The organism is Stenotrophomonas sp. JAI102 (assembly GCF_013409105.1).
In the GTDB taxonomy this organism is placed as follows: domain Bacteria; phylum Pseudomonadota; class Gammaproteobacteria; order Xanthomonadales; family Xanthomonadaceae; genus Stenotrophomonas; species Stenotrophomonas maltophilia_AA.
This window is the reverse complement of record NZ_JACCCI010000003.1, coordinates 219,244-244,914: the sequence shown is the minus strand read 5'-3', so window position 1 is coordinate 244,914 and position 25,671 is coordinate 219,244. Positions and strand designations below refer to the sequence as shown.

Sequence of the window (25,671 nt, the reverse complement as noted above, 5' to 3'; positions counted from 1 at the left end):
CGCACGTTCCCGGGGGCAACCGGCCAGACGGAAAGACGGCCAGCGGCCGTCACGGCCGTGCATCAGACCGCGTCGGACAACGAGGTGAAGGTGAAATCGCGCAGTTTCATCGGCGGGATCATCATCACCAGACTGGATTCGTCACCGGCCACACGCACCGGCTTGCCCAGTTCTTCGATGTTGTTGAGCATGATCACCGGCGATTCGTTGAAGCGGAAGTTCTTCACCGGGTGCTTGATCTGGCCGTTCTCGATGTAGAAGGTGCCATCGCGGGTCAGGCCGGTCAGCAGCACGGTCTGCGGATCGACCATGCGGATGTACCAGGTGCGGGTGACCAGGATGCCCTTCTGGGTGCCACGCACCAGCTCGGCGGTGCTCTTGTCGCCACCGGCCATCAGCAGGTTGCCGGGCCGCGCGTTGGCGGTCTTGCCCTGCTTCTGCGCCCAGAAGCGCGAGTAGTTGAGGTTGGCGATCTTGCCGTTCTTGATGATGTCCAGCTTCTCGCGCGGCTGGCCTTCGTTGTCCCACGGCAGCACGGCGGCCTCGGGGTGCCACGGGTCGGCCACCATGTTCACGCGCGGGTCGTAGACCTGTTCGCCGAGCTTGTTGCCGCCGCCCTTCCTGGACAGGAAGCTGCGGCCTTCATCGGCCGAGCGCGCATCGAAGAAGTTCATCATGAAGCTGATCAGGCCCGCCGCGGCGGCCGGCTCCAGGATCACCGTGTACTTGCCCGGCTCCAGCGCCTTGGCTTCGGCCGATTCGGTGGCCTTGCGCATGGCGATGCGGATGTCCTGGTCGGCCTTGAAGTCGGCGGCCTCCTTGAGGTTGCGGCCGACCCAGCCCGAGCCGCGGCCGTCTTCGGTGCGCACCGTGCAGGTGTAATCGAAGTTGGTGCCGCGCTGGTAGCCGAAGTTGCCGTTGCTGTTGGCGGTGGCCTGGAAGCTCTGGCCGTCTTCGAGGAAGCCGGCCGCGATCAGGCCGTTGCCACGGCACGGCGCGATCGAATCGGCGGCGACCTTGGCGCGGAACGCCGGGTCGATCGCCGCGGTGGATGCGCTGAAGGTCGGGCTGGGCCGGTAGGTCTGCTTGCCGATCGCCGGCAGGAATTCCGGGTTTTCCGGGGCCAGGCGGGCCAGATCCTCGGCGCGGCGCACCACGCGTTCCAGCGCGGCGTCGTCGAACTCGTTGATCGAGGCGGTGCCGACCCGCTTGCCGAAGGCGACCGTGACGGCCAGTTCGGTGTTGTCGACGATGCCGCTGGTGGAGACGTTGTTCAGTGCGAAACGGATGTTGCCGTCGATCGAGCCGGCCAGCACGGCGGTGCACTCATCGGCCTTGGAGAGCGCGATGACCTTGTCGAGGATGGCCTTGGCCTGGGCTTCGGTGAAGATACTCATGGATTGGGGCTCCTGACCGGTCAGCCGAGGCTGCGCGCGGTGTTGATGACGTTGATGCCGTTGAAGCGCGCGGTGGACGAACCGTGCGAGACCGCCGAGACCTGGCCCGGCTGGCCCTTGCCGTCGAAGAACGAACCGCCCAGGCGGTAGTCGCTTTCATCGGCCACGGCGGTGCAGGCGTTCCAGAACTCCGGCGTGCGGATCTGGTAGGCCACGTCCTCGAGCATGCGGGTGATCTGGCCGTTCTTGATCTCATAGAACAGCTGGCCACCGAACTGCGCGTTGTAGCGCTGCTGATCGATGGAGAACGAGCCGTCGCCGATGATGTAGATGCCGTTCTCGACGTCCTTGACCATGTCGGCCACGCTCAGCTTGGTCTTGCCCGGCGCCAGGGACACGTTGGCCATGCGCTGGAACTGCACGCTGGACCACGAATCGGCGTAGCAGCAGCCGTCGGACTCGGTCTTGCCCAGGATGTGGGCCTGGTCGCGGATGGTCTGGTAATCGACCAGCTTGCCTTCGCTGATCAGGTCCCAGCGCTTGGTCTTGACGCCTTCATCGTCGTAACCGACCGCGCCGAGGCTGCCCGGCTGGGTCTTGTCGGCGAAGATGTTGACCTTGTCGCTGCCGTACTGGAAATGCTGCTCGCGCTTGTCCAGCGTGGCGAAGCTGGTGCCGGCGTAGTTGGCTTCGTAGCCGAGCACCCGGTCCAGTTCCAGCGGGTGGCCGACCGACTCGTGGATGGTCAGCCAGGTATGCGACGGATCCAGGATCAGGTCGTACTTGCCCGGCTTCACCGACGGTGCCTTGAGCTTCTCCTGCGCCTGCTTGGCCGCCGCGATCGCATCGGCCTTCATGTCGTAGGAGTTGCGGTAGTTGACCACGCCGTTGGGCGAGACCGCCTTGCCGGTGCCGACGCCATCGAGGTACTCGTAGCCCAGGCCCATCGGCGAGGACAGCCCCGAACGGGTGCGGAACTTGCCGGTGCTCTTGTCGATGGCGGTGACCGTCATCGGCGCCCAGATGCGGTGCACGTCCTGGTCGATGTAGGAGCCATCGGTGGAGGCGAAGTACTTCTGCTCGTTGACCAGGAACAGCATCGAGTTGACGAAGCTGGCGCCGGCGCCCATCGCGCCTGCATTGACGTCCAGCAGCAGCTCGACCTTCTCCTTGATCGGCACGTCCATCGCGTTCTTGCGGATCGGCGTGCGCCAGGACACTTCGCCCACGCCGGGCGCGGCCGCCAGCTGCACCGGGGCAGTCTGCACGCCGGCGTTGGCCTTGGCGATCGCGGCGGCCTGCTGCGCGGCACGTGCCACATCGGTGGTGCCGAGCTGGTTGGTGGCGGCAAAGCCCCAGGCGCCGTTGACGATCACGCGGATGCCCACGCCGGTCGATTCGGTGTTCACCACGTTCTGGACCTTGTCCTCGCGGGTGATCACGTACTGGCGCAGGTAACGGCCGATGCGCACGTCGCAGTAGGTTGCGCCGGCCTGGCGGGCGGCGGCCAGCGCGGCATCGGCCAGGCGCTTCTTCAGGGCTGGATCGAGTGCGCTCTGCAGCTGTTCGGCGGCAATGACCTTGCCGAAGAACGACGGCACGATCAGTCCGCCGGCGGTAAGCCCGGTCAGGGCGAGGAAGTCACGTCTTTGCAAGGCAGCTCTCCACGTCGGTGTGGGGGTGGCAGGGAAACAGCGACATCAGGGCGACCGCCGCGGCGGCACAGCCGATTCTTGCGGCCGTACGGGCGCCGCGGTAGTGACATTCGGCACGGAGCGGGGACAGGCTCATCCCAGGCTGCGCGCGGTGTTGATGATGTTGATGCCATCGAAGCGCGTGGTCGACGAGCCATGCGAGACCGCCGAGACCTGGCCCGGCTGGCCCTTGCCATCGAAGAACGAACCGCCGAAGCGGAAATCGCGCTCGTCGCAGATCGCGCTGCAGGCATTCCAGAACTCCGGGGTGCGTATCTGGTAGGCGGCGTCCTCGACCATGCCGGTGATCTCACCGTTCTTGATCTGGTAGTACAGCTGGCCGCCGAACTGCGCGTTGAAGCGCTGCTGGTCGATCGAGTACGAGCCACGGCCGTGGATGTAGATGCCGTTCTCCACGTTCCTGATCATGTCGGCCACGCTGAGCGGGGTCCTGCCCGGCGCCAGCGAGACGTTGGCCATGCGCTGGAACTGCACGCTGGACCACGAATCGGCGTAGCTGCAGCCGTGCGATTCCTTCTCGCCCAGGATGTGCACCTCGTCGCGGGTAGCCTGGTAGTTGACCAGGATGCCGTCCTTGACCAGGTCCCAGCGCTTGGTTTTCACCCCTTCATCGTCGTAGCCCACCGCACCCAGGCTGCCGGGGGCCGTCTTGTCGGCGAAGAAGTTGACGATGTCGCTGCCCCAGCGGAAGCCGGCATCGCGCTTGTCCAGCGTGGCGAAGCTGGTGCCAGCGTAGTTGGCCTCGTAGCCGAGCACGCGGTCCAGCTCCAGCGGATGGCCGACGTTCTCGTGGATGGTCAGGAACAGGTTGGACGGGTCCAGCACCAGGTCGTACTTGCCCGGCTTGACCGACGGCGCCTTGAGTTTTTCGCGGGCCTGGCGGGCCGCGGCGATGGCATCTTCGACCGGGTCGTAGGAATCGCGGTAAGCGACCACGCCGCCCGGCAGCGCGATCTTGCCGCGCGCGTCGCCATCCAGGAACTCGTAGCCCATGCCCATCGGCGAGGACAGCCCGGCGCGGGTGCGGAACTTGCCGCTGGCCTTGTCGATCGCGGTGGCGGTGAACGGCAGCCAGATGCGGTGCACGTCCTGGTCGATGAAAGAACCGTCGCTGGAGGCGAAGAACTTCTGCTCGTTGACCAGGAACAGCGTGGAGTTGATGAAGTCGGCACCGGCATTGAGCGCGGCCGCGTTCAGCGACAACAGCATGTCGACCTTGTCCTTGATCGGCACCGCCATCGCGTTCGTGCGGATCGGCGTCTTCCAGCTCACATCACCGACCCCGGTGACCGGGGCCAGCTGCACCGCGCGGGTCTGGATGCCGGCGTTGGCGCGGGCGATCGCCGCGGCCTGCTCCACCGTGGCCAGCACGGCGGCTGGCGTCTGCTGGTGCGTGGCCGCGAAGCCCCAGGCACCGTTGACGATCACCCGGATGCCGATGCCCGAGGATTCGCTGTTGGTGACGTTCTGGACGTTGCTCTCGCGGGTGATGATCGCCTGGTTGAGGTAACGCCCGATCCGCACGTCGCAGTAGCTGGCGCCCGCCCGCTTGGCGGCGGCGAGCGCGGCCTCGGCCAGGGCCTTGCGCCGGCCGACATCGCCCGGTTCGAGCAGCTGCTCGGCGGCGATCAGCCGGCCGTGCGGCAGTACCAGGCCAGCCAGGCCCATTCCAGACAGCGCTAGGAACTCACGACGTTGCACAGCTCACATCCCCCAAGGACGGCCGACGGCACGGAGGCGGCGGCGTTGGACAAGTCTTCGACTTTCGGTGCCATCGCACAGTGGCACAAGTGACTGCGGTCATGGTTGGATAGGGATCGATTCCCTGCCGGTGTGACATCCCGATGAGCCAGATACGCTGGTCCGAGGCCTGTGAGCGCAACCGCGCGCCGATCCTGGCGGTGCTGCAGCGCCACGTCGCCGACCGCCGCCGGGTGCTGGAGATCGGCAGCGGCACCGGCCAGCATGCCGAGCACTTCGCCAGCGCACTGCCGCACCTGCAGTGGCAGGCCAGCGACCATCCGGATCATCTGCCCGGCATCGCCGCGCGGCTGCAGGCCGCCGGCCTGCCCAACACGCCGGCCCCGTGGCCCCTGCAGGCGGTGCTGTCGCCCACGCCCGGGCTCGGCCCGCTGCCGGCCGTGCCGCTGGCGTTCGATGCGGTGTTCAGCGCCAACACTCTGCACATCATGAGCTGGGCGCACGTCCAGGCGCTGTTTGCCGGACTGCCCGCGGTCATGGCCGATGACGCCGTGCTGGCGGTCTACGGGCCCTTCAATCACCACGGCGCCTTCAGCAGCGACAGCAACCGCCAGTTCGATGCGTGGCTGAAGGCGCGGGATCCGGCCTCGGGCATCCGCGACGCCGAGGCGGTGGATGCGCTGGCGGCCGGGGTGGACCTGGTGCTGGTCGAAGACGTGGCGATGCCGGCCAACAACCGCCTGCGGGTCTGGCGGCGCGGGCGGTAGCGCCGACCGCCGGTCGACGGCGCTTTGTGCCGGGCGTCCGCTGCGGTTAGGATCAGGAGGGGAGGTTGTTGTGACAACCTGGGGGAGTTTGCATGGCAGTTGCAAGACAGATGCTGGCCGGCGTGATGCTGGCCATGGGAGCCTGTGTGTTCAACGTGTCGGCGCAATCGCTGCCGGCCGTGCAGGAGTTCTACTTCGACAGTGATGCGGCCGCCACGCCGATGGTGGCGGTGACGGGCAGCAGTGCCGACCTGGTCGACCAGTTGATGAAGCAGCGCGAACGCGGCCGCAAGGCGCTGGAGGCGACCGTGCAGCTGGCCGGCGTGGCGATCGCGCAGGGGCGGCCGGAACTGGGGCGCAGCCTGTACGAACAGGCCACCGCGACGACCGGCGCCAGCTCGACGCAGGCACGTTCGGTGCGCTGGAACTACGGCTGGGATCTGTTCCGCCTGGGCGATACCGAGGCCGCGCTGGCGCAGTGGACGACGGCCCAGAACGGGGTGCGCGGCAACCCGTCGTGGGTGCCGCCCACGTACGCGCTGGCCCTGTGGACACTGGGTCGCAAGAGCGATGCGGTGCAGTGGTATGCCGCTGCGGTGCGCACCGAGCCGCAGCAGTGGAGCGGGACGGACCGCTACGCCGCCCTGCTGCCGGGCTGGCGCGACAGCGAACGCAGCACGCTGGCCGAGATCCAGCAGGCGTGGGCCGAGAAGCCGCCGGCCTGGCCGTGATCGGGCGTCCCTGCCCGCACGGGCGGGCAGGGACTGTCGGTCGCGCGGGGCGACCGCACGTCGACCAAGGTCGGGTCGGAGACCGCAGGCGAGTGGGCTAGGCTGTCGCGATGGCTTTCGATGCATTCGCGCTCATCCTGACCATGCTCGGCCTGGGCATGGGGTTCTCGCGCCTGCGCGCGCTGCCGGACAACACCGCCGATGTGCTCAACCGCATCGTGCTGTACGTGTGCCTGCCGGCGGCGGTGCTGATCTACGTCCCGCGGCTGCACCTGGATGCCAGCCTGATCGGACTGGTGGCGACGCCGTGGCTGCTGATGCTCGCCACCCTGGCCCTGGTCAGCCTGGCCACGCGCGCGTTCGGCTTCGCCCGCGACGTGCACGCGGTGCTGCTGATCTGCGTGGCGCTGGCCAATTCCAGTTTCATCGGCTACCCGATGGTGCGCGCGCTGCTCGGCGACCACGCCCTGCCGTATGCGGTGGTCTACGACCAGTTCGGCACCTTCGTGCTGCTGTCGACCTTCGGCCTGTACGTGATCGCACGCTACAGCGGCGATACCCCGCCCACCGCCGCGCAGATCCTGCTGCGGATCGCGAAATTCCCCCCGCTGTGGGCGCTGCTGTTCGCGTTGACCCTGATGCCCGAGCAGCCACCGACCTGGATCGGCACCGGACTGAAGCAGCTGGCCGATGCGATGCTGCCGCTGGTGATGCTGGCGGTGGGCTTCTCGATCCAGCTGCGGCTGCCCCTGGATGAACTCAAACCGCTGGGCATCGGCCTGCTGCTCAAGCTGCTGGTGATGCCGGCGCTGGCGCTGCCGATTTCCTGGGCCTTCGGCCTGCAGGGCACGATGCTGCAGGCCAATGTGCTCGAATCGGCGATGCCGACCATGATCACCGCCGCGGCGCTGGCGATGTCGCACCGGCTGGCCCCGCGCCTGGCCGCCGCGCTGGTCGGCTACGGCATCCTGCTGTCGCTGGTGACGCTGCCGGCGTGGGTATGGGTGCTGCACCGCCTGGCGGGATGACGCGCGGGCGTCACTCGTCCGCGCTGACCGTGCGCCCCCGGGCCCAGTCGCGCAGGGCGGTGACCTGTTCGGCCATCAACACCGACAACGGCCGGCTGCCGCGGATCTCATGCATCAGCAGCCCGGTATCCAGCGCCCGGGATTCGGCATGCGCGGCGTACAGCCCGGAGACCACCGCCTGTTCGATCTCCGCGCCGGAGAAGCCCTCCGCCGCGGCCGCCAGCGCCGGCAGCGCGAAGTCGTCGGCGTTGAGCTGGCGCTTGCCCAGGTGCAGCCGCAGCAGCTCGACCCGGGTATTGGGATCGGGCAGGTCGACGAAGAAGATTTCATCGAAGCGGCCCTTGCGCAGCAGCTCGGCCGGCAGCTCGTGCACCTGGTTGGCGGTGGCGACGATGAACACCGTGCTCTTGCGCTCGGCCAGCCAGGTCAGCAGGTGGCCCAGCACGCGGCGGGAGACGCCGCCATCCTCGCCGCCACTGGCCAAGCCCTTCTCGATCTCGTCGATCCACAGCACGCAGGGCGCCAGCTGCTCGGCCGAGGCCAGCGCCTCGCGCAGGTTCTTCTCGGTCTCGCCGTGGAACTTGTCGTACAGGCTGCCGAAGTCCAGCCGCAGCAGCGGCACGCCGAAACCGGCGGCGGTCGCCTTGGCCAGCATCGACTTGCCACAGCCCTGCACGCCGAGCAGGAGCATGCCCTTGGGCGGATCCAGGCCGGCCGGGCCGGCACCGCCGAGGAACACCGGGCGGCGCTGGTTGACCCAGCGCTTGAGCCGGTTGGCGCCGGCCACGTCGGCAAAGCGGGTGGTGTCGTATTCGTAGTGCAGGTGCCCGGCGCGGTTGAGCAGCTCGAACTTGAGCCGGGCCAGCTGCGGCAGGTCGTCCTGGCTGAGCGCGCCGTCGGCGAAGATCAGCTGCCGGGCGATCCGCCGGGCATCGACCAGGCTCAGCCCGCGCAGGTTGTGCAGGATTTTCTGGACCGCCTCGTTGTCCACCTCTACGCGCCGTCCGCCGTTCTCGCGGGCATAGGCTTCGGCTTCCTCGCGCAGCATCTTCAGCAGCGCGTTGAGGTCGGGCAGGCGCGGGTTGAAGCGGGTGGCGAGCGCTTCCAGCTCGGCCGGGAGCTCGACCTTGGCCCCGATCAGCACCAGCACGTGCGCCTCGCAGTGCCGCCGCTGGATCAGGTCGCGCAGCGCGCGCTGATGGCTGGCATAGCCCAGGTAGGGATGGAAATCGAGCAGCAGGTAGATGCCGCGCTGCTCGGCTTGTCGGATCATCTGCAGCGCCGCGCTGGCATCCGGCGGGCCGACCGGGTCGTCCTCGCGGTCCATGTCGATCCGGCGCAGGCCTTCGGTGATCGACCAGCGGTGCAGGGCACGCCAGACATGCATGAGGGTCTGCCGGAACAGCTCCACCACCCGGCCCTCATCCTGGGTCTCGATGATGATCAGCGGGGTGTTGGCGCGGATCAGCGCGCTGAGGTCCTGTAGTTCGCTCATGCTGGCGGTCAGTCCATTGGAACCATCCACGATAGCAAAGCCACGGCCGTCGGTTCGGGTTCAGCGCTGCGACTATCTCCGTCACAGGCGCCGGTGTAGGCTGCGGAAACGTTCCCCGGAAGCGAGGCTTGCATGAAGACGATCCTGGTGGCCGGTTCCAAGGGCGGGGTGGGCAAGACCACCGTTGCCACCCACCTGGCCGCGCATTCGGCATTGCAGGGCAGACCGACCGTGCTGGCCGATGCCGATCCACAGGGCTCCAGTACCCGTTGGGCGCAACGGCGCTCGGTCCTGGAAAGCGCCGTGCTGCCGATCGACGTGTACCGCAAAAAGAGCTGGGAACGACTGATTCCCGACGGCACCGAGGAGGTCATCATCGATGCCCCGGCCGGTGCGATGGCCGACGATATTCCGCATTTCCTTGACGTTGCCGATGCCGTGGTGGTGCCGGTATTGCCTTCGGCGCTGGACATCGAGGCCATCGTCGGCTTCCTCAACAGCCTGTCGCGCGTCCCCCGCGTGCACAACCGCAGCCTGCCGGTCGGCCTGGTGCTCAACCGCACCAAACCCTGGACGCAGACTTCGCAACAGGCGATACAGATGTTGGCCGATTGGCCGTATGAGGTCGTCGCGCAGTTGCGCGACAGCCAGAGCTATGTGGTGATGGTCGGGCTGGGACGGAGTCTGTTCGACTACCGCTCGGCCCAGGTGCGCGAGCACCAGAGTGACTGGGAGCCGCTGTTGAAGTGGCTGAAGAAAGCCTGACACGAGAGATCCCATGCGAGAACTGATACTGCTGCGTCACGCCCATGCCGAAACCGCCAGCACCGGCCAGGCCGATCTGGACCGCCCGCTGTCGCCGGTCGGCCTGGCCGAAGCCGAGGCCGCCGGCCGCTGGCTCAAGGAAAACAACCTGCTGCCCGACTGCGTGCTCTGCTCGCCGTCACGACGGACCCGCGAAACCCTGGAGGCGGTACTGGGCATCACCGGCTTCGTCGAGAAGCGGCTGGAGGATGCCGTCTACGACGCCACCCCGGGCACCCTGATGGGGTTGATCGATGCACGCCGCGACGTGGACCGCCTGCTGGTGGTGGGCCACAACCCCGGCCTGGAACAACTGGTGGCCCTGATGAGCGAGGGCACCAGCAGCGACTACCGCGGCATGCCGCCGGGCGGGATCGCGGTGCTGGCCTTCGACCGTGAGGCTGCCATCGAGCCGGGTGTCGCCAGCTTGACCGCCTTCTGGTGGCCATAACCCGTGTGGGCAGTCCGCGCGGCCTGGGTCGGGCTATTGCTGATGGCAGGGGCGGCGCATGCCGCCCCGCCGTCCTCCGTACCGGCACCGACCAGCCATGCCCTGGCCTTCGATACGGCCAAGTCGCGCTTCGGGTTTGAGATCAGGACCCGGCTGGGGCAACGCATGGAGGGGGTATTCCCCCGCTTCGAAGGCAACATCGAGGTGCTCTCCGACGGTCGCCACCAGGTGCACCTGCGGATGTTCACCCGCTATGTCGAGATCCCCGGCAAGCCCCGCTACACCGGCTGGATGCGCGGCGAGGAGTTCTTCGACTCGGCCCGCTACCCGGTGGTCGAGTTCGACTCGCTGCCGTACTGGCCCGAGGTGGTCGACAAGGGCGGCAGCATCGAGGGCCGCCTGATCCTGCGCGGGGTCAGCCACCCGGAGACCCTGCGGGTCGAACCGCCGGCGTGTGCCCGGCCCGGGTATGATTGCGATGTGGTCAGCCGCGGTACCGTCCAGCGTGGCCGGTATGGGATGGACAGCTGGCAGCTTGCCCTGAGTGATCGAGTGACCTTTGTATTGCGTGCGCGTCTGAGCGAGGCGCCGAAACCGTGAACCCATTGCTGCGTCTGTTGGTGCTGGCAACCCTGTTGCTGGGCAGCGGCTGTGCCTCGCTGTCCAATGCGGAGCGCGACCGCGCGGCCGGCATCGCCGTGCAGGCGCGCTCGACCGTGGTCGACTGCGACCAGCCGGACCGCTGCGCGCTGGATTCACCGCTGCGCGCCCTGGGCGGCCGCGCGTTCGCCGAATCCCGGCCGGACCAGCCGCGGCATTACGCCACCATCCTGGACGAGGGCGAGGTGTCCCTCGTCGCGCGGCTGAACCTGATCCGCAGCGCCACCCGCAGCATCGACCTGCAGACCTACATCTTCGACAAGGACGACAGCGCCCGGCTGGTCCTGGACGAACTGCAGGCGGCCGCCCGCCGCGGGGTCAAGGTACGGGTGCTGATCGACCAGCTCTCGGCGATCTCCGATCTGGAGATCCTCGGTGCCCTGTCCAGCAGCCATGCCAACTTCGCGCTGCGGGTCTACAACCCGACGTTCGGCAAAGCCCGCCTGAACTACTTCGATTACGCCGCCAGCGTGGTGTGCTGTTTCCGCCGCTTCAACCAGCGCATGCACAACAAGCTGCTGGTGGTGGACGACGCGCTCGGCGTGGTCGGCGGACGCAACTACCAGGACGACTATTACGACTGGGACAGCGAATACAACTTCCGCGACCGCGATGTGATCGTGGCCGGCCCGGAGGTGCGCGAGATGGCCGCCAACTTCGATGCGTTCTGGCGCGCGCCACGCAGCGTGCCGGCCGAGCGCCTCAACGATGTCGGGCGCACGTTGCTCCGCCAGGGCGTCCCGGCGATGCCGCCGGCCGATTTCCGGCGGCCGGAGCGGGTCGAGCGGGTCAGCGAAGAGGCCGACGATCCCGATTTCGTGCGCCGCACGTTCGTGGATACCGCCCTGCCGGTGGCCTCGGTGCAGTACGTCGCCGATCTGCCGCGCAAGCATCGCCGCGAACGCGCCAGCCAGCCGGCCAACGGCCAGCACGTGACCGAGCCGCAGCTGGACGCGCTGATCGCCAGCGCGCAGTCCGAAGTGCTGCTGCAGACCCCGTATCTGGTGTTGTCCAAGCCGGCGCAGCGCCTGTTCCGCGACCTGCGCAAGCGCGAGCACGCACCGCGCGTGGTGGTGTCGACCAACAGCCTGGCCGCCACCGACAACCCGATCGTCTACGCGCTCTCCTACAAGTACAAGCGCCGCAACCTGCGCGAGCTGGGCTTCAACATCTACGAGTTCAAGCCGTTCCCGCTGGACGCGCCGGTGGATTACCGCAATCTGCTGCCCGCCCCGCTGGGAACCGAGGTGCCGCCGTCGCAGGGCAAGCGCAGCAGCCTGCTCGGCGGCAGCGCGGCCGGCAGCAATGCGCATGGCAGCGGTACTGCCGATGGTCGACGCGGCCGCGACGCTGGCAGCGATGCGGACAGTGCCCGCCAGGCCCGCGTCACGCGCCAGCCCACGCCGGGTCCGTCCGCGCGCCGGCGCACCGATGGCAGCGTGGTCGAGCGCCGCGTGCTGCGTGCCGAAACCCGGCCCTCGTTCCTGGGCACCAAGGCGGTCAACAAGCCGCTGCCGGTCACCCGCAAGGGCGCGCGCATGGGCCTGCATGCCAAGTCGATGGTGGTGGATCGCCGCATCGGCGTGATCGGCACGCACAACTTCGATCCGCGCAGCGAGAACTACAACACCGAAGGCGCGGTGATCATCGATGACCCCGTGTTCGCCGAAGCGCTGGCGCAGAGCATCCTGCGTGACATCCATCCGCAGAACTCCTGGGTGGTTGCGCCGCGGGCCAAGCCGCCGGTGCTGTCCGGCCTGAACTACAGCGTCGGCAAGGCCTCCGAAGCGCTGCCGGTGCTCGATTTCTGGCCGTGGCGCTACGCCACCGACTACGAATTCCAGCCGGGGCCCGCGTGCCCGGACCCGCTCAAGCGGCAGGACCCGGCCTTCCACACCTGCTATGTGGCCGTCGGGGACTTCCCCGAGGTCAACGTCGGGCCGAAGTGGCTGCTGGTGCGCATGCTCACCGCCTTCGGCGCCGGGCTGGTCCCGATTCTGTAACTCTGCAACCCCCACGGAGAAGCGGCATGTCCCAGGTATTCCGCGAAGCGGTGTCGATCGAAGCCCTCAACCATCTCGGCCGCAACACGCTCATCGAGCATCTGGGCATCACGTTCACCGCTGCCGGCGAGGACTGGATCAGCGCGACCATGCCGGTCGACCCGCGGACCCGCCAGCCGTACGGCATCCTGCACGGTGGCGCCTCGGTGGTGCTGGCGGAAACCCTCGGCAGCAGCGCCGGCAACCTGTGCGTGGATACCACGCAGCAGGTCTGCGTGGGGCTGGAAATCAACGCCAACCACATCCGCGCCGTGCGCGCCGGCACCGTCACCGGCACCGCGCGTGCGGTGCATGTCGGGCGCAGCACCCAGGTCTGGGACATCCGCATCGAGGACGAGGCCGGCAAGCTGGTCTGCACCTCGCGGCTGACCCTGGCGGTGGTACCGGCCGTGCGCCCGGGCTGATCGCGCACATGGCACGGATGCTGTGTTGCGCGACCCACGACAGTGCGCCGGCGCATGTCGGACGGCCGTTGTGCCGCCGCTGGCCGTTGGCTTGATCGCTTGCGGCGGCTGGCGTGCGCACGCCATCGATTTGTCCGGATTCCGCTGGCAGAGCCTGCGGCGCTCGGGTATCGTTCGCGGATGAATTCCCCCACTCCGGCCTCACGTGGCGGCGTGGCGCGTGTGTGCCGTTACCTGTACCGCGTACCGCTGCTGCTGGTCCACCTGTTGCTGTTCCTGCCGATGCTGCTGATCGCCATGCTGCCGCTGTGGGCGCGCGTGCGCGTGGGCGAGCGCACGCTCGAGCATGCGGCGGTGAACGTCTGGTCGGCCGGCCTGATGTGGATCTTCGGGTTCCGCCTGCACCGGATCGGCACGCCGCTGCCGGGTGCAGTGCTGTTCGTGGCCAACCATGTCAGCTGGGTCGACATCTCGATGCTGCACAGCCAGCGCATGATGGGCTTCGTGGCCAAGCAGGAGATCGCCGGCTGGCCGGTGGTCGGGTGGCTGGCCGCGCGCGGGCAGACCATTTTCCACCAGCGCGGCAGCACCGAATCGCTGGGCGGCGTGATGCAGGAAATGGTCGTGCGCCTGCGCGAAGGCAAGGCCGTAGGTGTGTTCCCGGAAGGGCGTACCCGCGGCGGCCATGACGTGGGCCCGTTCCATGCGCGCATTTTCCAGGCCGCGGTCGAGACCCAGGTCCCGATCCAGCCGGTGGCGTTGCGCTATGGCTGGCGCGGTGATGCGCAGACCATTGTCGCCTTCGGCCCGAAAGAGAGCTTTTTCGCCAACTTCCTGCGTCTGCTGGGAGAGCCGGCACGGCGGGCCGAGGTGCACTTCCTCGCGCCCATTGATACCCATGATCTGGAAGGCCGTCGCCGCATCGCGGAAACCTCGCGTGCGCGCATCCTGGCGGCCATGTCCGCCGAGTAAGCCGGCGGTGTTCCTTCACGCGCCAGCGTCGCAGCCGGGAGCAGGCTCGCGCCCATGTTGACCGCTGCCGACTATCAACCGCCGCGTTGGCTGCGCAATCCGCACCTGCAGTCGATGCTCAGCTCCAGCCGGATGCGCATGCAGCGCGGCCTGGTGCTGCTTGCGGCCACCGGCGCGCATACCGACGAGCTGATCCTCGATGGTGGCGAAGGCGTCCGCCTGCAGGGCTGGCACAGCTATATCCCGGGACGCCAGCCGATCGGCATGGCGCTGCTGCTGCATGGCTGGGAAGGCAGCGCCGAATCCAGCTACATGCGCATGACCGCCGCGCGGCTGCTGGAGGAGGGCTATGACGTGGTCCGGCTGAACTTTCGCGACCACGGCAACACCCATCACCTCAACCCCGGCATCTTCCACTCCAACCGCATCGATGAAGTGGTGCAGGCCGCCGGCGACATCGCCCGCCGCTGGCCGGAGCTGCCGCTGGTCGCGGCCGGCTACTCGCTGGGCGGCAACTTCGTGCTCCGCCTGGCGCTGCGTGCGCCCTCGGCCGGGGTGCCGCTGCGCCGCGTGGCCTCGGTCTGCCCGGTGCTGGACCCGGCGATCACGATGGAGAGCATCGAGAACGGCCCGGCGATGTACGACTGGTACTTCCGGCGCAAGTGGGCCGGCTCGCTGCGCCGCAAGCGCGATCTGTTCCCCGAGCTGAGCGACTGGGACGACCGCGTGCTGAAGCTGGACATCCGCGCGCTGACCGCCTGGCTGGTCGAGCACCACACCGAGTTCGGCTCGCTGCAGGCCTACTTCGATGGGTACTCGATCGCCGGCGACCGGCTGGCCGGGCTGCAGGTGCCGGCCGACATCCTGATGGCGCAGGACGACCCGGTCATCCCCTTCGCCACCTTCAACGGCTGGCGCCTGCCGGCCCACGCCCACCTGGAAATCGCCCCCTGGGGCGGCCACTGCGGCTTCCTGGAGAACTGGCGCGGCGATGGCTTCTCCGAGCGCTGGGTGGCCCAGCGACTGCGGATCGAGGCGAATACGCCCGCCTGAGCGGCCGCCCAGGCCGGCCGGCCCCGCTACAATCGGGGTTTGCCCTCGAGTTCGGACCGTCATGCAAGACCAGATTCTCCAAGCCCTGCGCCGCAATGCGGTGGACGATGCCGTGCAGCTGGCGCGCGAGTGGACCACGTCCGAGCCGGAGCAGCCACAGGCGCACCGCTGGCTGTCGCTGTCGCTGCAGCAGCAGGGCCAGTTCGATGACGCGCTGGCCAGCCTGCAGCAGGCGCTGACGCTGGCCCCGGACAATGCCGACCTGCACCTGCAGCAGGCCGGCCTGCTGCTGGCCCTGCGCCAGTTCGATGCGGCCGGCTCGGCACTGGACCGCACCGCCGAACTCAACCCCAATGAACTGTCCGCCTACGTGATCCAGGCGCATCTGGCGCTGGCCCGCAACGACGTGGACGAAGCCGAGCGGCTGACCCGCATGGCCACCCGCGTGGACGAAGAGCACCCGGAACTGGCCGCGCTCTCGGGCATGGTCGCGCTGCGCCGGGGCGAGGTGGATCGCGCGCTGGCCCTGCTGTCGGCCGCCAGCGAAGCTCTGCCGGGCGATTCGCGGGTGCTGTACGCGCTCGGCTTCGCCTACCTGGGCAAGGACATGCTGGCCTTCGCCGAGCAGGCCTTCCGCCGCGTGCTGGAGGTGAACCCGAGTGTCACCTCGCTGCAGGGCCTGATCGTGCAGCTGGCGCTGCGCCAGGGCCATGTGGATGTGGCCGCGGAGATGATGCGCCAGGTGCTGGCCACGCCGGCCAGTGACACCCCGGCGATGCGCCGTCTGGCCGGTGAGCTGGAGCTGCAGGCCGGGCAGCCGCTGCTGGCGCTGGAGCATCTGCTGCCGGTCCTGAGCCAATGGCCGTCCGATCGCCACACCCTGCAGCTGCTGCTGATGGCCTGGCAGCGCCTGGGCCGCGAAGAGCAGGCCCGCGAGACGCTCGATGCGACCCTGGCCGATCACCCCGAGGTGCACGACCTGTGGATGGCGCGCCTGACCGTCGAGCCGGTGGGAGGCCCGGAAGCGGTGGCCGTCGGCGAGCGCTGGCTGCAGGCCATGCCCGAGCACCTGCCGGCGCTGGAAACGCGCCTGCGCCTGCACGACATGAACAATGAAGAAGACGCGGCCGAAGCGATCGCCGAGCGGATCGTCACCCTGGAGCCGGGCCGCGTCAGTGGCGAAGCGCGCCTGGTCGAAGGCCTGCTGAAGCGGGATCCATCTGCGGCGATCGCGCGCGTGCAGGCCCTGCACGATGGCGCGCCCGAGGCGGCCAGGCCGTCGCTGCGCGCGTGGCTCGGTGCGATTCAGGACCGCGCCGGCCAGTACCGCGATGCGGTCCGGACGTGGGTCGATCTGCACGCCGCCGAAGCGCCCCAGCGCCTGCCGCTGCCGCCGCAGGCCAAGGCGCCGCTGAGCTGGCCGGAGCTGGCACCGGTGCCGGAGGACAATGCCATCGCGCCGATCTTCGTCTGGGGCGCCCCGGGCTCGGGCGTGGAGCGCGTGATCGCCGCCCTGGCCGCCGCCAGCCCGGTGGTCCGCGGTGACCGCTTCGGTGCGACGCCGCCCAACGATGCCTTCCAGAGCTATCACACGCTGCAGGACCTTTCGACCGGCACGCTGACGCCGGAGGCGCTGGTCGCTGGGTGGCGCGAACAGCTGCCCGCGCGCGGGCTCAACAGTGGTGCCGTGATCGATTGGCTGCTGTGGTGGGACAACGCATTGTTGTGGGCGCTGCGCCCGCAGCTGCCGGAAGGCCGCCTGATCGTCGCCCTGCGCGATCCGCGCGACATGCTGCTGGAATGGATCGCCTTCGGTGCGCCGGCGCCGTTCGCGGTGAACTCGGTGCACGAAGCCGCCGAGTGGCTGGCGCGCTCGCTGGCCCAGGTCGCGACGCTGCACGAGCAGGATCTGTACCCGAACGCGCTGGTGCGCATCGATGACATCGGGCACGACGCGCAGGCGATGGCCCAGTACCTGGGCAACCTGTTCGGCATGCGCTTCCCGCCGGCGGCAACGCTGGGCCCGGCCCGGATGGCGCCCGGTCATTGGCGCGCTTACCGCGATGAAATGGGCCCCGCGTTCGCACTGTTGACCTCGGTCGCGGTGCGCCTGGGCTACCCGGAAGAGTGAGGAGAGGCACATGCATCTGAGCAGTGACAGCATCACCAACGGGCAGCCGATCCCCGCCACGTTCGCGGCCGGCAATGCCGAGGGCTTCGCACCCAACCGCAATCCGCAGCTGGCCTGGCACGACGTGCCGGCCGGCACCCGGTCGTTCGCGCTGCTGTGCATCGATCCGGACGTGCCGACCGTGCCGGACACGGTCGGCCGCGAGGATTGCACGGTGCCGCGCGACCAGCCGCGCGCGCACTTCATCCATTGGGCGATGGCCGATATTCCGGCCGACGTGCACGCGTTGGCCGCCGGCAGCTGCAGCGACGGTTTCACGGTGCGCGGCAAGACCCAGCCGGCGGGCCCGGCGGGCAGCCGCCAGGGAGTGAATGATTTCACCGGCTGGTTTGCCGGAAACCCGGACATGGCCGGCCAGTACCTGGGCTATGACGGCCCGTATCCGCCGTTCAACGACGAGCGCATGCACCGTTATTTCTTCCGCGTGTTCGCGCTGGACGTGGCGCAGCTGGCGCTGCCGAGCCCGTTCACCGGGGCGGACGTGCTGCGCGCGATGCACGGGCACGTGCTGGCCGAAGCATCGCTGCATGGCACCTACACGTTGAACCCGGCGTTGGCGTGATCCCCCCGGTGGGTGCCTACCGTTGGTCGCCGCCCTACCCGGCGGTGCCGAAAATTGGTCGGCGTTAAATCCGGTAGGTACCGACCGTTGGTCGGTACTGCACTCTCGGGAGCCGGCCAGCGGCCGGCACTACAGAATGGAGAAGGGCGGCCAGTGGCCGCCCTTCTGCTTTCTTATTTCTTCTCGTTCGCGGACTCGACCACCATGTCCAGCACATACGCGTTGGACGAGGCATCGGCCGGCGGGTTGGCGATCTTGTAACGCTTCACGCGCACCACGTTGCGCACGCCGTCTTCGTGGGTATACCCCTCGATGACATCGTAGAAGTTCTCCCACTCGCCCGGCTCGCCCTGCTTGATGCCGTTGGCGTCGTAGCGGATTTCGCGGATCTGCAGGCACTGCTTGTCGCGGATCATCGGGTGCGGGCACGGCTTGGTCTGCGCGGCCACTTCCAGGAACACGGTCTCGCCTTCGCCGCCGTAGCGGGTTTCCGCGGTCGGCTCCGGGGTGAACACCAGCACATCGCCCTTGGAGGTGCGCAGGGTCAACTGGCCGGCATCGCCCAGTTCGGTCTTGAGGGCGCCTTCCAGGCGGCTGCCGACGGCCTGGTCCAGCGCCATCAGGTTCTTGTCGGTGCAGGCCATCATGGTCGACGCCATCGGCGAGATCGTCAGCGAACCATCGGCCAGCGTGTAGCCGCCGCCCATGCGGTTGCAGGTGTTGCTGATCGCGATGCGGTCATCCTGGAAGTCCAGCGTGACCGGCTTGTCGGCGCGGGCGAACAGGGCGTCGATGCGCTTGCCGCCGGCATCGGTGGCCGAATCCAGGCGCCAATGGCTGCCCTGCAGGCGCTGCACGTCCAGACGGGCCACGGCGGCCTGGTCGGCGGCGGCGGTCGGCGCCGGGGCGAGGTCATCGCGGCCGGCCGGGGCGGTCGAGGGGTTGCTGCAGGCGGCCATCAGGGCCAGCGGCAGGATCAGCATCAGGGTGCGTTTCATGTACATCTCCTTGGGAACCTGGGGAAAAACGCCGGCGCCACCACAACGGGGTTGCGCCGGCGCCGGGCTGTTCAGTTGCCAGCCGGCAACCAGAGCAGCAATGCCGCGCCCAGTGCGATGCGGTAAATCGCGAACGCAGTGAACCGGTGCGACTTGATGTAGCCCAGCAACCACTTCACTACGACGAAGCCGGTGACGACCGCGGCAAGGAAGGCCACGCCGACATCGGTCCAGTTCTCGCTGGCGAGCTTGCCGTCCTTGGCCAGTTCCAGGAAGGCATAGCCGCTGGCGGCGAACATGGTCGGGATACCCACCAGGAACACGAACTCGGTGGCCTTCGCGCGTCGGCTCAGGCCGAACAGCATCGCGATGAAAATCGCCGCCGCCGAACGCGAGGTGCCGGGAAACACGCCCGCCACCACCTGCGCCACACCCACCAGGACCGCGACCTTCCAGGTCACTTCATCGCGTTCGGGCAGGCGCGCGGTGTAGGCCTCCACCAGGATCATCCAGAGGCCGCCGATGATCAGTGCCCAGGCCACCGGGGTGACCGTCTCGGGCAGCTCCCAGCCGGCCAGGCGGACCGGCAGGCCGACCACGGCCGTCACCAGGAACGCGGTGCCGAGCTTGAGCACGTAGTCGCGGTTGGCGCGCTCGTGCAGGCCGGTCGCCAGGGTCCACAGCCGCTGCCGGAACACCAGCGTGATCGCCAGGATCGCGCCGGCCTGGATGATGATGTTGAAGAAGTCCGAGCGTGCGCCCAACCAGTGCTGGGCGATCAGCAGGTGGCCGGTGCTGGAGATCGGCAGGAATTCGGTGAGGCCTTCAAGAATGCCCAGAAGGAGGGCGGAGAGCAGGTCGGACATCGGGAGTGCTGGGGCTCGGAAGGGGTGAAATCGGGAGGCAGCATAAAACATCCGCGTCCCGCACCAAATGTGTGCGTGGTGCAGGGCGCGCACTACTTTGGTGCAGGTGGGCGCGCACCGGGTCATCGGTGAGTCCAGTGAAATCAAGGGTTTGTGAAGTCTGAAAAGTTGGCACGGGGATTGCTCTATCCCCACAGGCAATCACCCATCTGAGGTTTCACCGATGTCCGTGGAAAATGTTGAGAAGCTGATCAAGGACAACCAGATCGAGTTCGTCGACCTGCGTTTCGTCGATATGCGTGGTATCGAGCAGCACGTCACCTTCCCGGTCAGCATCGTGGAGCCGTCGCTGTTCGAAGAAGGCAAGATGTTCGATGGCAGCTCGATCGCCGGCTGGAAGGGCATCAACGAATCGGACATGGTCCTGCTGCCGGACCCGTCCAGCGCCTACATCGACCCGTTCTACGCCGATCCGACCCTGGTCATCAGCTGCGACATCCTCGATCCGGCCACCATGCAGCCGTACGGCCGCTGCCCGCGCGGTATCGCCAAGCGCGCCGAGGCCTACCTGAAGTCCTCCGGCATCGCCGAGCAGGCCTTCTTCGGCCCGGAGCCGGAATTCTTCATCTTCGACTCGGTCCGCTTCGCCAACGACATGGGCCACACCTTCTTCAAGATCGATTCCGAAGAAGCGGCATGGAGCACCGGTGACAAGTACGACGGCGCCAACAGCGGCTACCGTCCCGCGGTGAAGGGCGGCTACTTCCCGGTCCCGCCGACCGACTCGCTGCACGACCTGCGCGCGGAAATGTGCAAGACGCTGGAACAGGTCGGCATCGAAGTGGAAGTGCAGCACCACGAAGTGGCCACCGCCGGCCAGTGCGAGATCGGCACCAAGTTCAGCACCCTGGTGCAGAAGGCCGATGAACTGCTGCGCATGAAGCACGTGATCAAGAACGTCGCCCACCGCAACGGCAAGACCGCCACCTTCATGCCCAAGCCGCTGGTCGGCGACAACGGCAGCGGCATGCACGTGCACCAGTCGCTCTCCAAGGGTGGCACCAACCTGTTCTCCGGTGACGGCTACGGCGGCCTGAGCCAGCTGGCGCTGTGGTACATCGGCGGCATCTTCAAGCACGCCAAGGCCATCAACGCCTTCGCCAACTCCGGCACCAACAGCTACAAGCGCCTGGTCCCGGGCTTCGAAGCCCCGGTGATGCTGGCCTACTCGGCCCGCAACCGTTCCGCCTCGTGCCGCATTCCGTGGGTGTCCAACCCGAAGGCGCGCCGCATCGAAATGCGCTTCCCCGATCCGATCCAGTCCGGCTACCTGACCTTCACCGTGCTGATGATGGCCGGCCTGGACGGCATCAAGAACCAGATCGATCCGGGCGCGCCGAGCGACAAGGATCTGTACGACCTGCCGCCGGAAGAAGAGAAGCTGATCCCGCAGGTCTGCTCCTCGCTGGACCAGGCCCTGGAAGCGCTGGACAAGGACCGCGAGTTCCTCAAGGCCGGTGGCGTGATGAGCGACGACTTCATCGACGGCTACATCGCGCTGAAGATGCAGGAAGTCACCAGGTTCCGCGCGGCGACCCACCCGCTCGAGTACCAGATGTACTACGCGAACTGAGCAATGGGTGACGATGACGAAGGATTTCCCTCCCACCCTTCGTCATCGTCGCCACCTTTTGCAACCGCGGCCGGGGCGGCCTGCAACGCGCCCCGCACTGCGGTTCAACGGGACAGTGGTAGATGCGCTGCGGCTGGGGAGCCGCGACGCAGGCAGTACGCACCACCAGGGGCAAGAGAGACCGGACGCGTGTCATGGGCCCTTCCTCCCTCCCGCGTCACCGCTGGCGTCGCCCTCCGGGCGTCGGCAACGGCGTGGCCCATGCAACGTTCGGCGCAACGACCGGCGGCCATGTGCAAGTGGCCGCCGGTTGACCTGACATCGGCCCCACGCGGGCCGGTTCCATCCACCATCGGGATATGCGCATGAAACTGATCTCCGCCATCATCCGGCCGTTCAAGCTCGACGAGGTCCGCGAGGCCCTCTCCGACGCGGGCGTGTCGGGCATCACCGTGACCGAAGTCAAAGGCTTCGGGCGCCAGAAGGGCCACACCGAGTTGTATCGCGGCGCGGAGTACGTCGTGGATTTCCTGCCGAAGATCAAGATCGAGACCGTCGTGACCGACGATCGCCTGGAGGCCGTGGTCGAGGCCATCCAGACCGCGGCCGGCACCGGCAAGATCGGCGACGGCAAGATTTTTGTCACCGCGGTCGAACAGGTCGTCCGCATCCGCACCGGCGAAATCGGCGCTGACGCGCTCTAACCCCACTCGGAGCCCACAATGAAGACCTCTTTGTTCACCGGGTGGCAAGCCCGGTTCCATGCCGTGTGCCTGATGATGCTGCTCAGCGCGCTGGCCGTTGGTGCCTTCTCCAGCAGTGCGCATGCCCAGGCCCAGGTCACCCCCGTGCCGTCTGAAACGGTCGCGGTCGAGCCGCTGCCGGCCACGCCGGAGGCCACGGCTGCCCCGGCCGCCGACGCCGCCGCTGCACCCACCTTCGACCACGGCGACGTGGCCTGGATGCTCACCTCCACCCTGCTGGTGCTGTTGATGGTGGTGCCGGGCCTGGCGCTGTTCTATGGCGGCCTGGTGCGCTCCAAGAACGTGCTGTCGATCCTCAGCCAGATCCTGGTGGTGTTCTCGCTGGTGCTGATGCTGTGGGTGGCCTATGGCTACAGCGCGGTGTTCAGCGAAGGCAACGCCTTCTTCGGCTCGTTCACCCAGTTCGCCTTCCTCAAGGGCTTCGGGCCGGATACCGTCGGCAACACGCCGATCGCCGGCCTGCCGGACTATCTGTTCGTCGCCTTCCAGTCCACCTTCGCCGGCATCACCACCGCACTGATCGTCGGTGCCTTCGCCGAGCGCATCAAGTTCAAGGCGGTGCTGCTGTTCTCGGCCCTGTGGTTCACCCTGAGCTACATCCCGATGGCGCACATCGTGTGGGGCGGCGGTTACCTGGCCGAGCTCGGCGCGATCGATTTCGCCGGTGGCACCGTGGTCCACATCAATGCCGGCGTGGCCGGCCTGGTGGGCGCGTACTTCGTCGGCAAGCGCATCGGCTACGGCCAGACCGCACTGAAGCCGCACAACGTGCCGTTTACCTATATCGGCGCGATGCTGCTGTGGGTGGGCTGGTTCGGCTTCAACGCCGGCTCGGCCGCCGCCGCCGACACCGTCGCCTCGCTGGCCTTCATCAACACCCTCCTTGCCACCGCCGCCGCGGTGCTGGGCTGGACCCTGGTCGAAGCGGTCAGCAAGGGCAAGCCGTCCGCGCTGGGCGCTGCCTCCGGCGCCGTGGCCGGCCTGGTCGGCATCACCCCGGCCTGCGGCACCGTGGGCCCGCTGGGCGCGATCGTGATCGGCCTGGTCGCCGGCGTGGTCTGCGTCTGGGGCGTCACCGGCCTCAAGCGCCTGCTCAAGGTCGATGACACCGCCGACGTCTTCGGTGTGCACGGCATCGGCGGCATCGTCGGTGCGCTGCTCACCGGTGTGTTCAGCGCCGAATCGCTGGGCGGCACCAAGGCCGACCTGGACATCGGCCACCAGGTCTGGGTGCAGCTGGTCAGCGTCGGCTTCACCATCCTCTGGTGCGCCGTGGCCACCGTGCTGATCCTGCTGGTGGTGCGCATGGTGTTCGGCCTGCGCGTCACCGAAGAAGCAGAGCGCACCGGCCTGGATGTCACCTCGCACGGCGAGTCGGCCTACGAGGCCTGATCCGCGCGATATCGCATTAGAAACGAGAGAGAGATGTGTCACCTTCGCCGGCGGCCTTCGGGTCGCCGGCTTTTTTGTGGCCGCCATCCATAAGCCCACATGCCCTGACCGGCGTCACTCTTTCACACGTCCATCTTCACGCGCGATCCGACCAACGGTCGGTGCCAGCCCTGTTTCCGGCGGCCTGATTCGCTTACAGTGCGCCCCGCCAGCGGCTGTCGTGTCGGCTGGCCCGGATTCTGGCCAAGGAAGAGCGTGATCGTGCAACAGGGACGTAATGAACGCAGTCGTGCGCTGCGCTGGCGATTGACTGTGGGTGTCGCAGTGGCCGTGGGCTGCCTGCCGGCCACCGTGTGCGCGCAGGTCGCCCCCCCGGATCAGGAACTGCTGCGCCAGCAGGAGCGCGAGCGCGCCCTGCGCGAACAGCAGGAAGCCACGCCCGACGTGCGCCTGCAGGCGGCGCCCGAGGAGGCGGTGGGGCGCCTGCCGGTCGACGAATCGCCGTGTTTCCCGATCCAGCACATCGCACTGGAGGGTGACCTGGCCGATCGCTTCCGCTGGTCACTGCGCGCGGCCGATCCGAGCGACGATCCGGCCACCGGCCGTTGCCTGGGCACTGGCGGCGTGGACATCGTGATCAAGCGCATGCAGAACGCGATCATCGCGCGCGGCTACGTGACCACCCGCATCCTGGCCGCACCGCAGGATCTGAAGACCGGCACGCTGACACTCACCGTGGTCCCCGGCCGCATCAACGCCGTCCGCTTCGCCAGCCAGGACGGACGCACGCCCGCGCTGTGGAATGCGCTCGCGGTGGGCCCGGGCGATCTGCTCAACCTGCGCGACATCGAGCAGGCGCTGGAAAACCTGCAACGCGTGCCAACCGCCACGGTCGACATCCAGATCGCGCCCCCGCAGGAAGGCGCGCAGGACAAGCCCGGTGAAAGCGACCTGGTCATCAGCTGGGCGCAGCGCGCGCCGGTCCGCGTGAACCTGACCCTGGATGATGCCGGCAGCCAGTCCACCGGCAAGCTGCAGGCCGGTGCCACGCTGTCGCTGGACAACCTGGCCGGGCTGAGTGACCTGTTCTACTTCAATGCGGGCAAGTCCGTGCTCAACGGCAGCGACCGCGGCACCGACAGCTGGTCCACGCACTACAGCGTGCCGCTGGGCGGGTGGCTGCTCGGCGCCAACGCCAGCGAATACGACTACCGGCAGACCGTGGCCGGTGCCTACGAAACGTATGAGTACAGCGGCTCCAGCCGCAATGCCGAACTGCGCCTGACCCGCATGCTGTTCCGTAATGCGCATGCCAAGACCAGCATGCATGCGCGCGGCTGGTACCGCGAATCGGACAACTTCATCGACGACACCGAAATCCTGGTGCAGCGCCGGCGCATGGCCGGCTGGGAACTGGGGATCGCGCACCGCCACTTCATCGGCAAGGCCACGCTGGATGCGAACCTGGCCTACCGCCGGGGTACCGGGGCGTTCAATGCGCTGCAGGCACCCGAAGAAGGTTTCGGCGAAGGCACCGCGCGCGGCAGGGTGGTGACCGCGGATGCGCAGCTGACCGTGCCGATGCAATGGGGCCGGCAGGCGCTGCGCTACACCGGCAGCTGGCGCGCGCAGTGGAACCGCTCGCGGCTGGTGCCGCAGGACCGCTTCTCCATCGGTGGCCGCTACACCGTGCGCGGTTTCGACGGGGAACTCTCGCTCACCGGCGAACGCGGCTGGCTGCTGCGCAACGAGCTGGCCGTCGCCATGGGCGGCGGCGTCGAGAGTTTCGTGGCCGTGGACCATGGCCGGGTCGGCGGACCCTCGACCGAGTGGCTGCTGGGCGACCGCTTGACCGGCATGGCACTGGGCCTGCGCGGTGGCTCGCGTCACGTGCAATGGGAAGGCTTCGTCGGCAGCCCGCTGCACAAGCCCGATGGTTTCCAGACCGCCTACACCACGTTTGGCATGAATCTCGGCGTCTCGTTCTGACGCCAGCTGCAGGGCACTGCGCGCTGCCGTGGCGC

22 protein-coding genes are annotated in these 25,671 nt (G+C 68.0%); 16 read left to right on the top strand and 6 right to left on the bottom strand.

The window, feature by feature from the left end; genetic code table 11:
- Window positions 1–62: 62 nt before the first annotated feature.
- The 3 genes from HDC96_RS14290 to HDC96_RS14280 form a co-directional block, all read right to left on the bottom strand.
- Window positions 63–1,397 carry a TldD/PmbA family protein gene (locus HDC96_RS14290; protein WP_179460580.1) on the bottom strand — a complete coding sequence of 445 codons (1,335 nt, stop codon included), beginning with the start codon at window positions 1,395–1,397 and terminating at the stop codon, window positions 63–65.
- Window positions 1,398–1,417: 20 nt separating this feature from the next.
- Window positions 1,418–3,052: a TldD/PmbA family protein gene (locus HDC96_RS14285; RefSeq protein WP_176990264.1), complete on the bottom strand. Its 1,635-nt coding sequence runs from the start codon at window positions 3,050–3,052 to the stop codon at window positions 1,418–1,420.
- A 132-nt stretch (window positions 3,053–3,184) separates the two neighbouring features.
- Window positions 3,185–4,813: a TldD/PmbA family protein gene (locus HDC96_RS14280; protein ID WP_179460579.1), complete on the bottom strand. Its 1,629-nt coding sequence runs from the start codon at window positions 4,811–4,813 to the stop codon at window positions 3,185–3,187.
- Between the two features lie 143 nt (window positions 4,814–4,956).
- On the opposite strand from HDC96_RS14280, the gene HDC96_RS14275 reads away from it, so the two are divergent.
- The 3 genes from HDC96_RS14275 to HDC96_RS14265 all read left to right on the top strand — a co-directional run bounded on the left by HDC96_RS14275 (window position 4,957) and on the right by HDC96_RS14265 (window position 7,339).
- The gene (locus tag HDC96_RS14275) at window positions 4,957–5,580 is read left to right on the top strand and encodes a DUF938 domain-containing protein (RefSeq protein ID WP_179460578.1); all 624 of its coding nucleotides are present in this window, start codon (window positions 4,957–4,959) and stop codon (window positions 5,578–5,580) included.
- Window positions 5,581–5,672: 92 nt separating this feature from the next.
- Window positions 5,673–6,311 (top strand): tetratricopeptide repeat protein, encoded by a 639-nt coding sequence (locus HDC96_RS14270; RefSeq protein WP_179460577.1) that lies wholly within the window; start codon window positions 5,673–5,675, stop codon window positions 6,309–6,311.
- Window positions 6,312–6,421: 110 nt separating this feature from the next.
- Window positions 6,422–7,339 (top strand): AEC family transporter, encoded by a 918-nt coding sequence (locus HDC96_RS14265; RefSeq protein WP_179460576.1) that lies wholly within the window; start codon window positions 6,422–6,424, stop codon window positions 7,337–7,339.
- A gap of 10 nt (window positions 7,340–7,349) precedes the next feature.
- Here the strand turns inward: HDC96_RS14265 and HDC96_RS14260 are convergent, their stop codons facing one another.
- A complete protein-coding gene (locus HDC96_RS14260; RefSeq protein ID WP_179460575.1) occupies window positions 7,350–8,834 on the bottom strand; it encodes an AAA family ATPase in 1,485 nt (494 codons plus the stop codon).
- A gap of 132 nt (window positions 8,835–8,966) precedes the next feature.
- On the opposite strand from HDC96_RS14260, the gene HDC96_RS14255 reads away from it, so the two are divergent.
- The 9 genes from HDC96_RS14255 to HDC96_RS14215 all read left to right on the top strand — a co-directional run bounded on the left by HDC96_RS14255 (window position 8,967) and on the right by HDC96_RS14215 (window position 17,994).
- Window positions 8,967–9,599 (top strand): ParA family protein, encoded by a 633-nt coding sequence (locus tag HDC96_RS14255; RefSeq protein WP_176990258.1) that lies wholly within the window; start codon window positions 8,967–8,969, stop codon window positions 9,597–9,599.
- Window positions 9,600–9,612: 13 nt separating this feature from the next.
- Window positions 9,613–10,089 carry a histidine phosphatase family protein gene (locus tag HDC96_RS14250; RefSeq protein ID WP_176990257.1) on the top strand — a complete coding sequence of 159 codons (477 nt, stop codon included), beginning with the start codon at window positions 9,613–9,615 and terminating at the stop codon, window positions 10,087–10,089.
- Between the two features lie 42 nt (window positions 10,090–10,131).
- Complete coding sequence (locus HDC96_RS14245) at window positions 10,132–10,689, top strand: YceI family protein (protein ID WP_179460708.1); 558 nt, start codon at window positions 10,132–10,134, stop codon at window positions 10,687–10,689.
- Window positions 10,686–12,752 carry a phospholipase D family protein gene (locus HDC96_RS14240; RefSeq protein WP_179460574.1) on the top strand — a complete coding sequence of 689 codons (2,067 nt, stop codon included), beginning with the start codon at window positions 10,686–10,688 and terminating at the stop codon, window positions 12,750–12,752. The genes HDC96_RS14245 and HDC96_RS14240 overlap by 4 nt, the downstream gene beginning before the upstream one ends.
- A gap of 26 nt (window positions 12,753–12,778) precedes the next feature.
- A complete protein-coding gene (locus HDC96_RS14235; protein ID WP_179460573.1) occupies window positions 12,779–13,216 on the top strand; it encodes a hotdog fold thioesterase in 438 nt (145 codons plus the stop codon).
- A 180-nt stretch (window positions 13,217–13,396) separates the two neighbouring features.
- Window positions 13,397–14,188 carry a lysophospholipid acyltransferase family protein gene (locus HDC96_RS14230; protein ID WP_179460572.1) on the top strand — a complete coding sequence of 264 codons (792 nt, stop codon included), beginning with the start codon at window positions 13,397–13,399 and terminating at the stop codon, window positions 14,186–14,188.
- 57 nt (window positions 14,189–14,245) lie between these two features.
- Window positions 14,246–15,241 (top strand): alpha/beta fold hydrolase, encoded by a 996-nt coding sequence (locus tag HDC96_RS14225; protein ID WP_179460707.1) that lies wholly within the window; start codon window positions 14,246–14,248, stop codon window positions 15,239–15,241.
- A gap of 61 nt (window positions 15,242–15,302) precedes the next feature.
- Complete coding sequence (locus HDC96_RS14220) at window positions 15,303–17,372, top strand: tetratricopeptide repeat protein (protein ID WP_179460571.1); 2,070 nt, start codon at window positions 15,303–15,305, stop codon at window positions 17,370–17,372.
- A 10-nt stretch (window positions 17,373–17,382) separates the two neighbouring features.
- Window positions 17,383–17,994 (top strand): YbhB/YbcL family Raf kinase inhibitor-like protein, encoded by a 612-nt coding sequence (locus HDC96_RS14215; protein ID WP_179460570.1) that lies wholly within the window; start codon window positions 17,383–17,385, stop codon window positions 17,992–17,994.
- A gap of 173 nt (window positions 17,995–18,167) precedes the next feature.
- On the opposite strand, the gene HDC96_RS14210 is transcribed toward HDC96_RS14215, so the two are convergent.
- The gene (locus HDC96_RS14210; protein ID WP_179460569.1) at window positions 18,168–18,992 is read right to left on the bottom strand and encodes an META and DUF4377 domain-containing protein; all 825 of its coding nucleotides are present in this window, start codon (window positions 18,990–18,992) and stop codon (window positions 18,168–18,170) included.
- 71 nt (window positions 18,993–19,063) lie between these two features.
- Window positions 19,064–19,858, bottom strand: a complete 795-nt coding sequence (locus tag HDC96_RS14205) for an undecaprenyl-diphosphate phosphatase (RefSeq protein WP_179460568.1) — start codon at window positions 19,856–19,858, stop codon at window positions 19,064–19,066.
- Between the two features lie 223 nt (window positions 19,859–20,081).
- Between HDC96_RS14205 and glnA the strand changes: the two genes are divergently transcribed.
- The 4 genes from glnA to HDC96_RS14185 all read left to right on the top strand — a co-directional run bounded on the left by glnA (window position 20,082) and on the right by HDC96_RS14185 (window position 25,636).
- Window positions 20,082–21,491 carry a type I glutamate--ammonia ligase gene (gene glnA, locus HDC96_RS14200; protein WP_179460567.1) on the top strand — a complete coding sequence of 470 codons (1,410 nt, stop codon included), beginning with the start codon at window positions 20,082–20,084 and terminating at the stop codon, window positions 21,489–21,491.
- Window positions 21,492–21,856: 365 nt separating this feature from the next.
- Complete coding sequence (locus HDC96_RS14195) at window positions 21,857–22,195, top strand: P-II family nitrogen regulator (protein ID WP_019184907.1); 339 nt, start codon at window positions 21,857–21,859, stop codon at window positions 22,193–22,195.
- 18 nt (window positions 22,196–22,213) lie between these two features.
- On the top strand, window positions 22,214–23,647 hold the full coding sequence (gene amt / locus HDC96_RS14190; protein WP_179460566.1) for an ammonium transporter: 1,434 nt from the start codon (window positions 22,214–22,216) through the stop codon (window positions 23,645–23,647).
- Window positions 23,648–23,971: 324 nt separating this feature from the next.
- Window positions 23,972–25,636 (top strand): ShlB/FhaC/HecB family hemolysin secretion/activation protein, encoded by a 1,665-nt coding sequence (locus tag HDC96_RS14185; protein ID WP_343203020.1) that lies wholly within the window; start codon window positions 23,972–23,974, stop codon window positions 25,634–25,636.
- Window positions 25,637–25,671: the final 35 nt, after the last annotated feature.

Bases quoted from the DNA above. Each gene is read 5' to 3' on its own strand.
- HDC96_RS14290 (WP_179460580.1), bottom strand. From the start codon at position 1,397: ATGAGTATCTTCACCGAAGCCCAGGCCAAGGCCATCCTCGACAAGGTC.
- HDC96_RS14275 (WP_179460578.1), top strand. From the start codon at position 4,957: ATGAGCCAGATACGCTGGTCCGAGGCCTGTGAGCGCAACCGCGCGCCG.
- HDC96_RS14270 (WP_179460577.1), top strand. From the start codon at position 5,673: ATGGCAGTTGCAAGACAGATGCTGGCCGGCGTGATGCTGGCCATGGGA.
- HDC96_RS14265 (WP_179460576.1), top strand. From the start codon at position 6,422: ATGGCTTTCGATGCATTCGCGCTCATCCTGACCATGCTCGGCCTGGGC.
- HDC96_RS14260 (WP_179460575.1), bottom strand. From the start codon at position 8,834: ATGAGCGAACTACAGGACCTCAGCGCGCTGATCCGCGCCAACACCCCG.
- HDC96_RS14255 (WP_176990258.1), top strand. From the start codon at position 8,967: ATGAAGACGATCCTGGTGGCCGGTTCCAAGGGCGGGGTGGGCAAGACC.
- HDC96_RS14250 (WP_176990257.1), top strand. From the start codon at position 9,613: ATGCGAGAACTGATACTGCTGCGTCACGCCCATGCCGAAACCGCCAGC.
- HDC96_RS14245 (WP_179460708.1), top strand. From the start codon at position 10,132: ATGGCAGGGGCGGCGCATGCCGCCCCGCCGTCCTCCGTACCGGCACCG.
- HDC96_RS14235 (WP_179460573.1), top strand. From the start codon at position 12,779: ATGTCCCAGGTATTCCGCGAAGCGGTGTCGATCGAAGCCCTCAACCAT.
- HDC96_RS14230 (WP_179460572.1), top strand. From the start codon at position 13,397: ATGAATTCCCCCACTCCGGCCTCACGTGGCGGCGTGGCGCGTGTGTGC.
- HDC96_RS14220 (WP_179460571.1), top strand. From the start codon at position 15,303: ATGCAAGACCAGATTCTCCAAGCCCTGCGCCGCAATGCGGTGGACGAT.
- HDC96_RS14215 (WP_179460570.1), top strand. From the start codon at position 17,383: ATGCATCTGAGCAGTGACAGCATCACCAACGGGCAGCCGATCCCCGCC.
- HDC96_RS14210 (WP_179460569.1), bottom strand. From the start codon at position 18,992: ATGAAACGCACCCTGATGCTGATCCTGCCGCTGGCCCTGATGGCCGCC.
- HDC96_RS14205 (WP_179460568.1), bottom strand. From the start codon at position 19,858: ATGTCCGACCTGCTCTCCGCCCTCCTTCTGGGCATTCTTGAAGGCCTC.
- glnA (WP_179460567.1), top strand. From the start codon at position 20,082: ATGTCCGTGGAAAATGTTGAGAAGCTGATCAAGGACAACCAGATCGAG.
- HDC96_RS14195 (WP_019184907.1), top strand. From the start codon at position 21,857: ATGAAACTGATCTCCGCCATCATCCGGCCGTTCAAGCTCGACGAGGTC.
- amt (WP_179460566.1), top strand. From the start codon at position 22,214: ATGAAGACCTCTTTGTTCACCGGGTGGCAAGCCCGGTTCCATGCCGTG.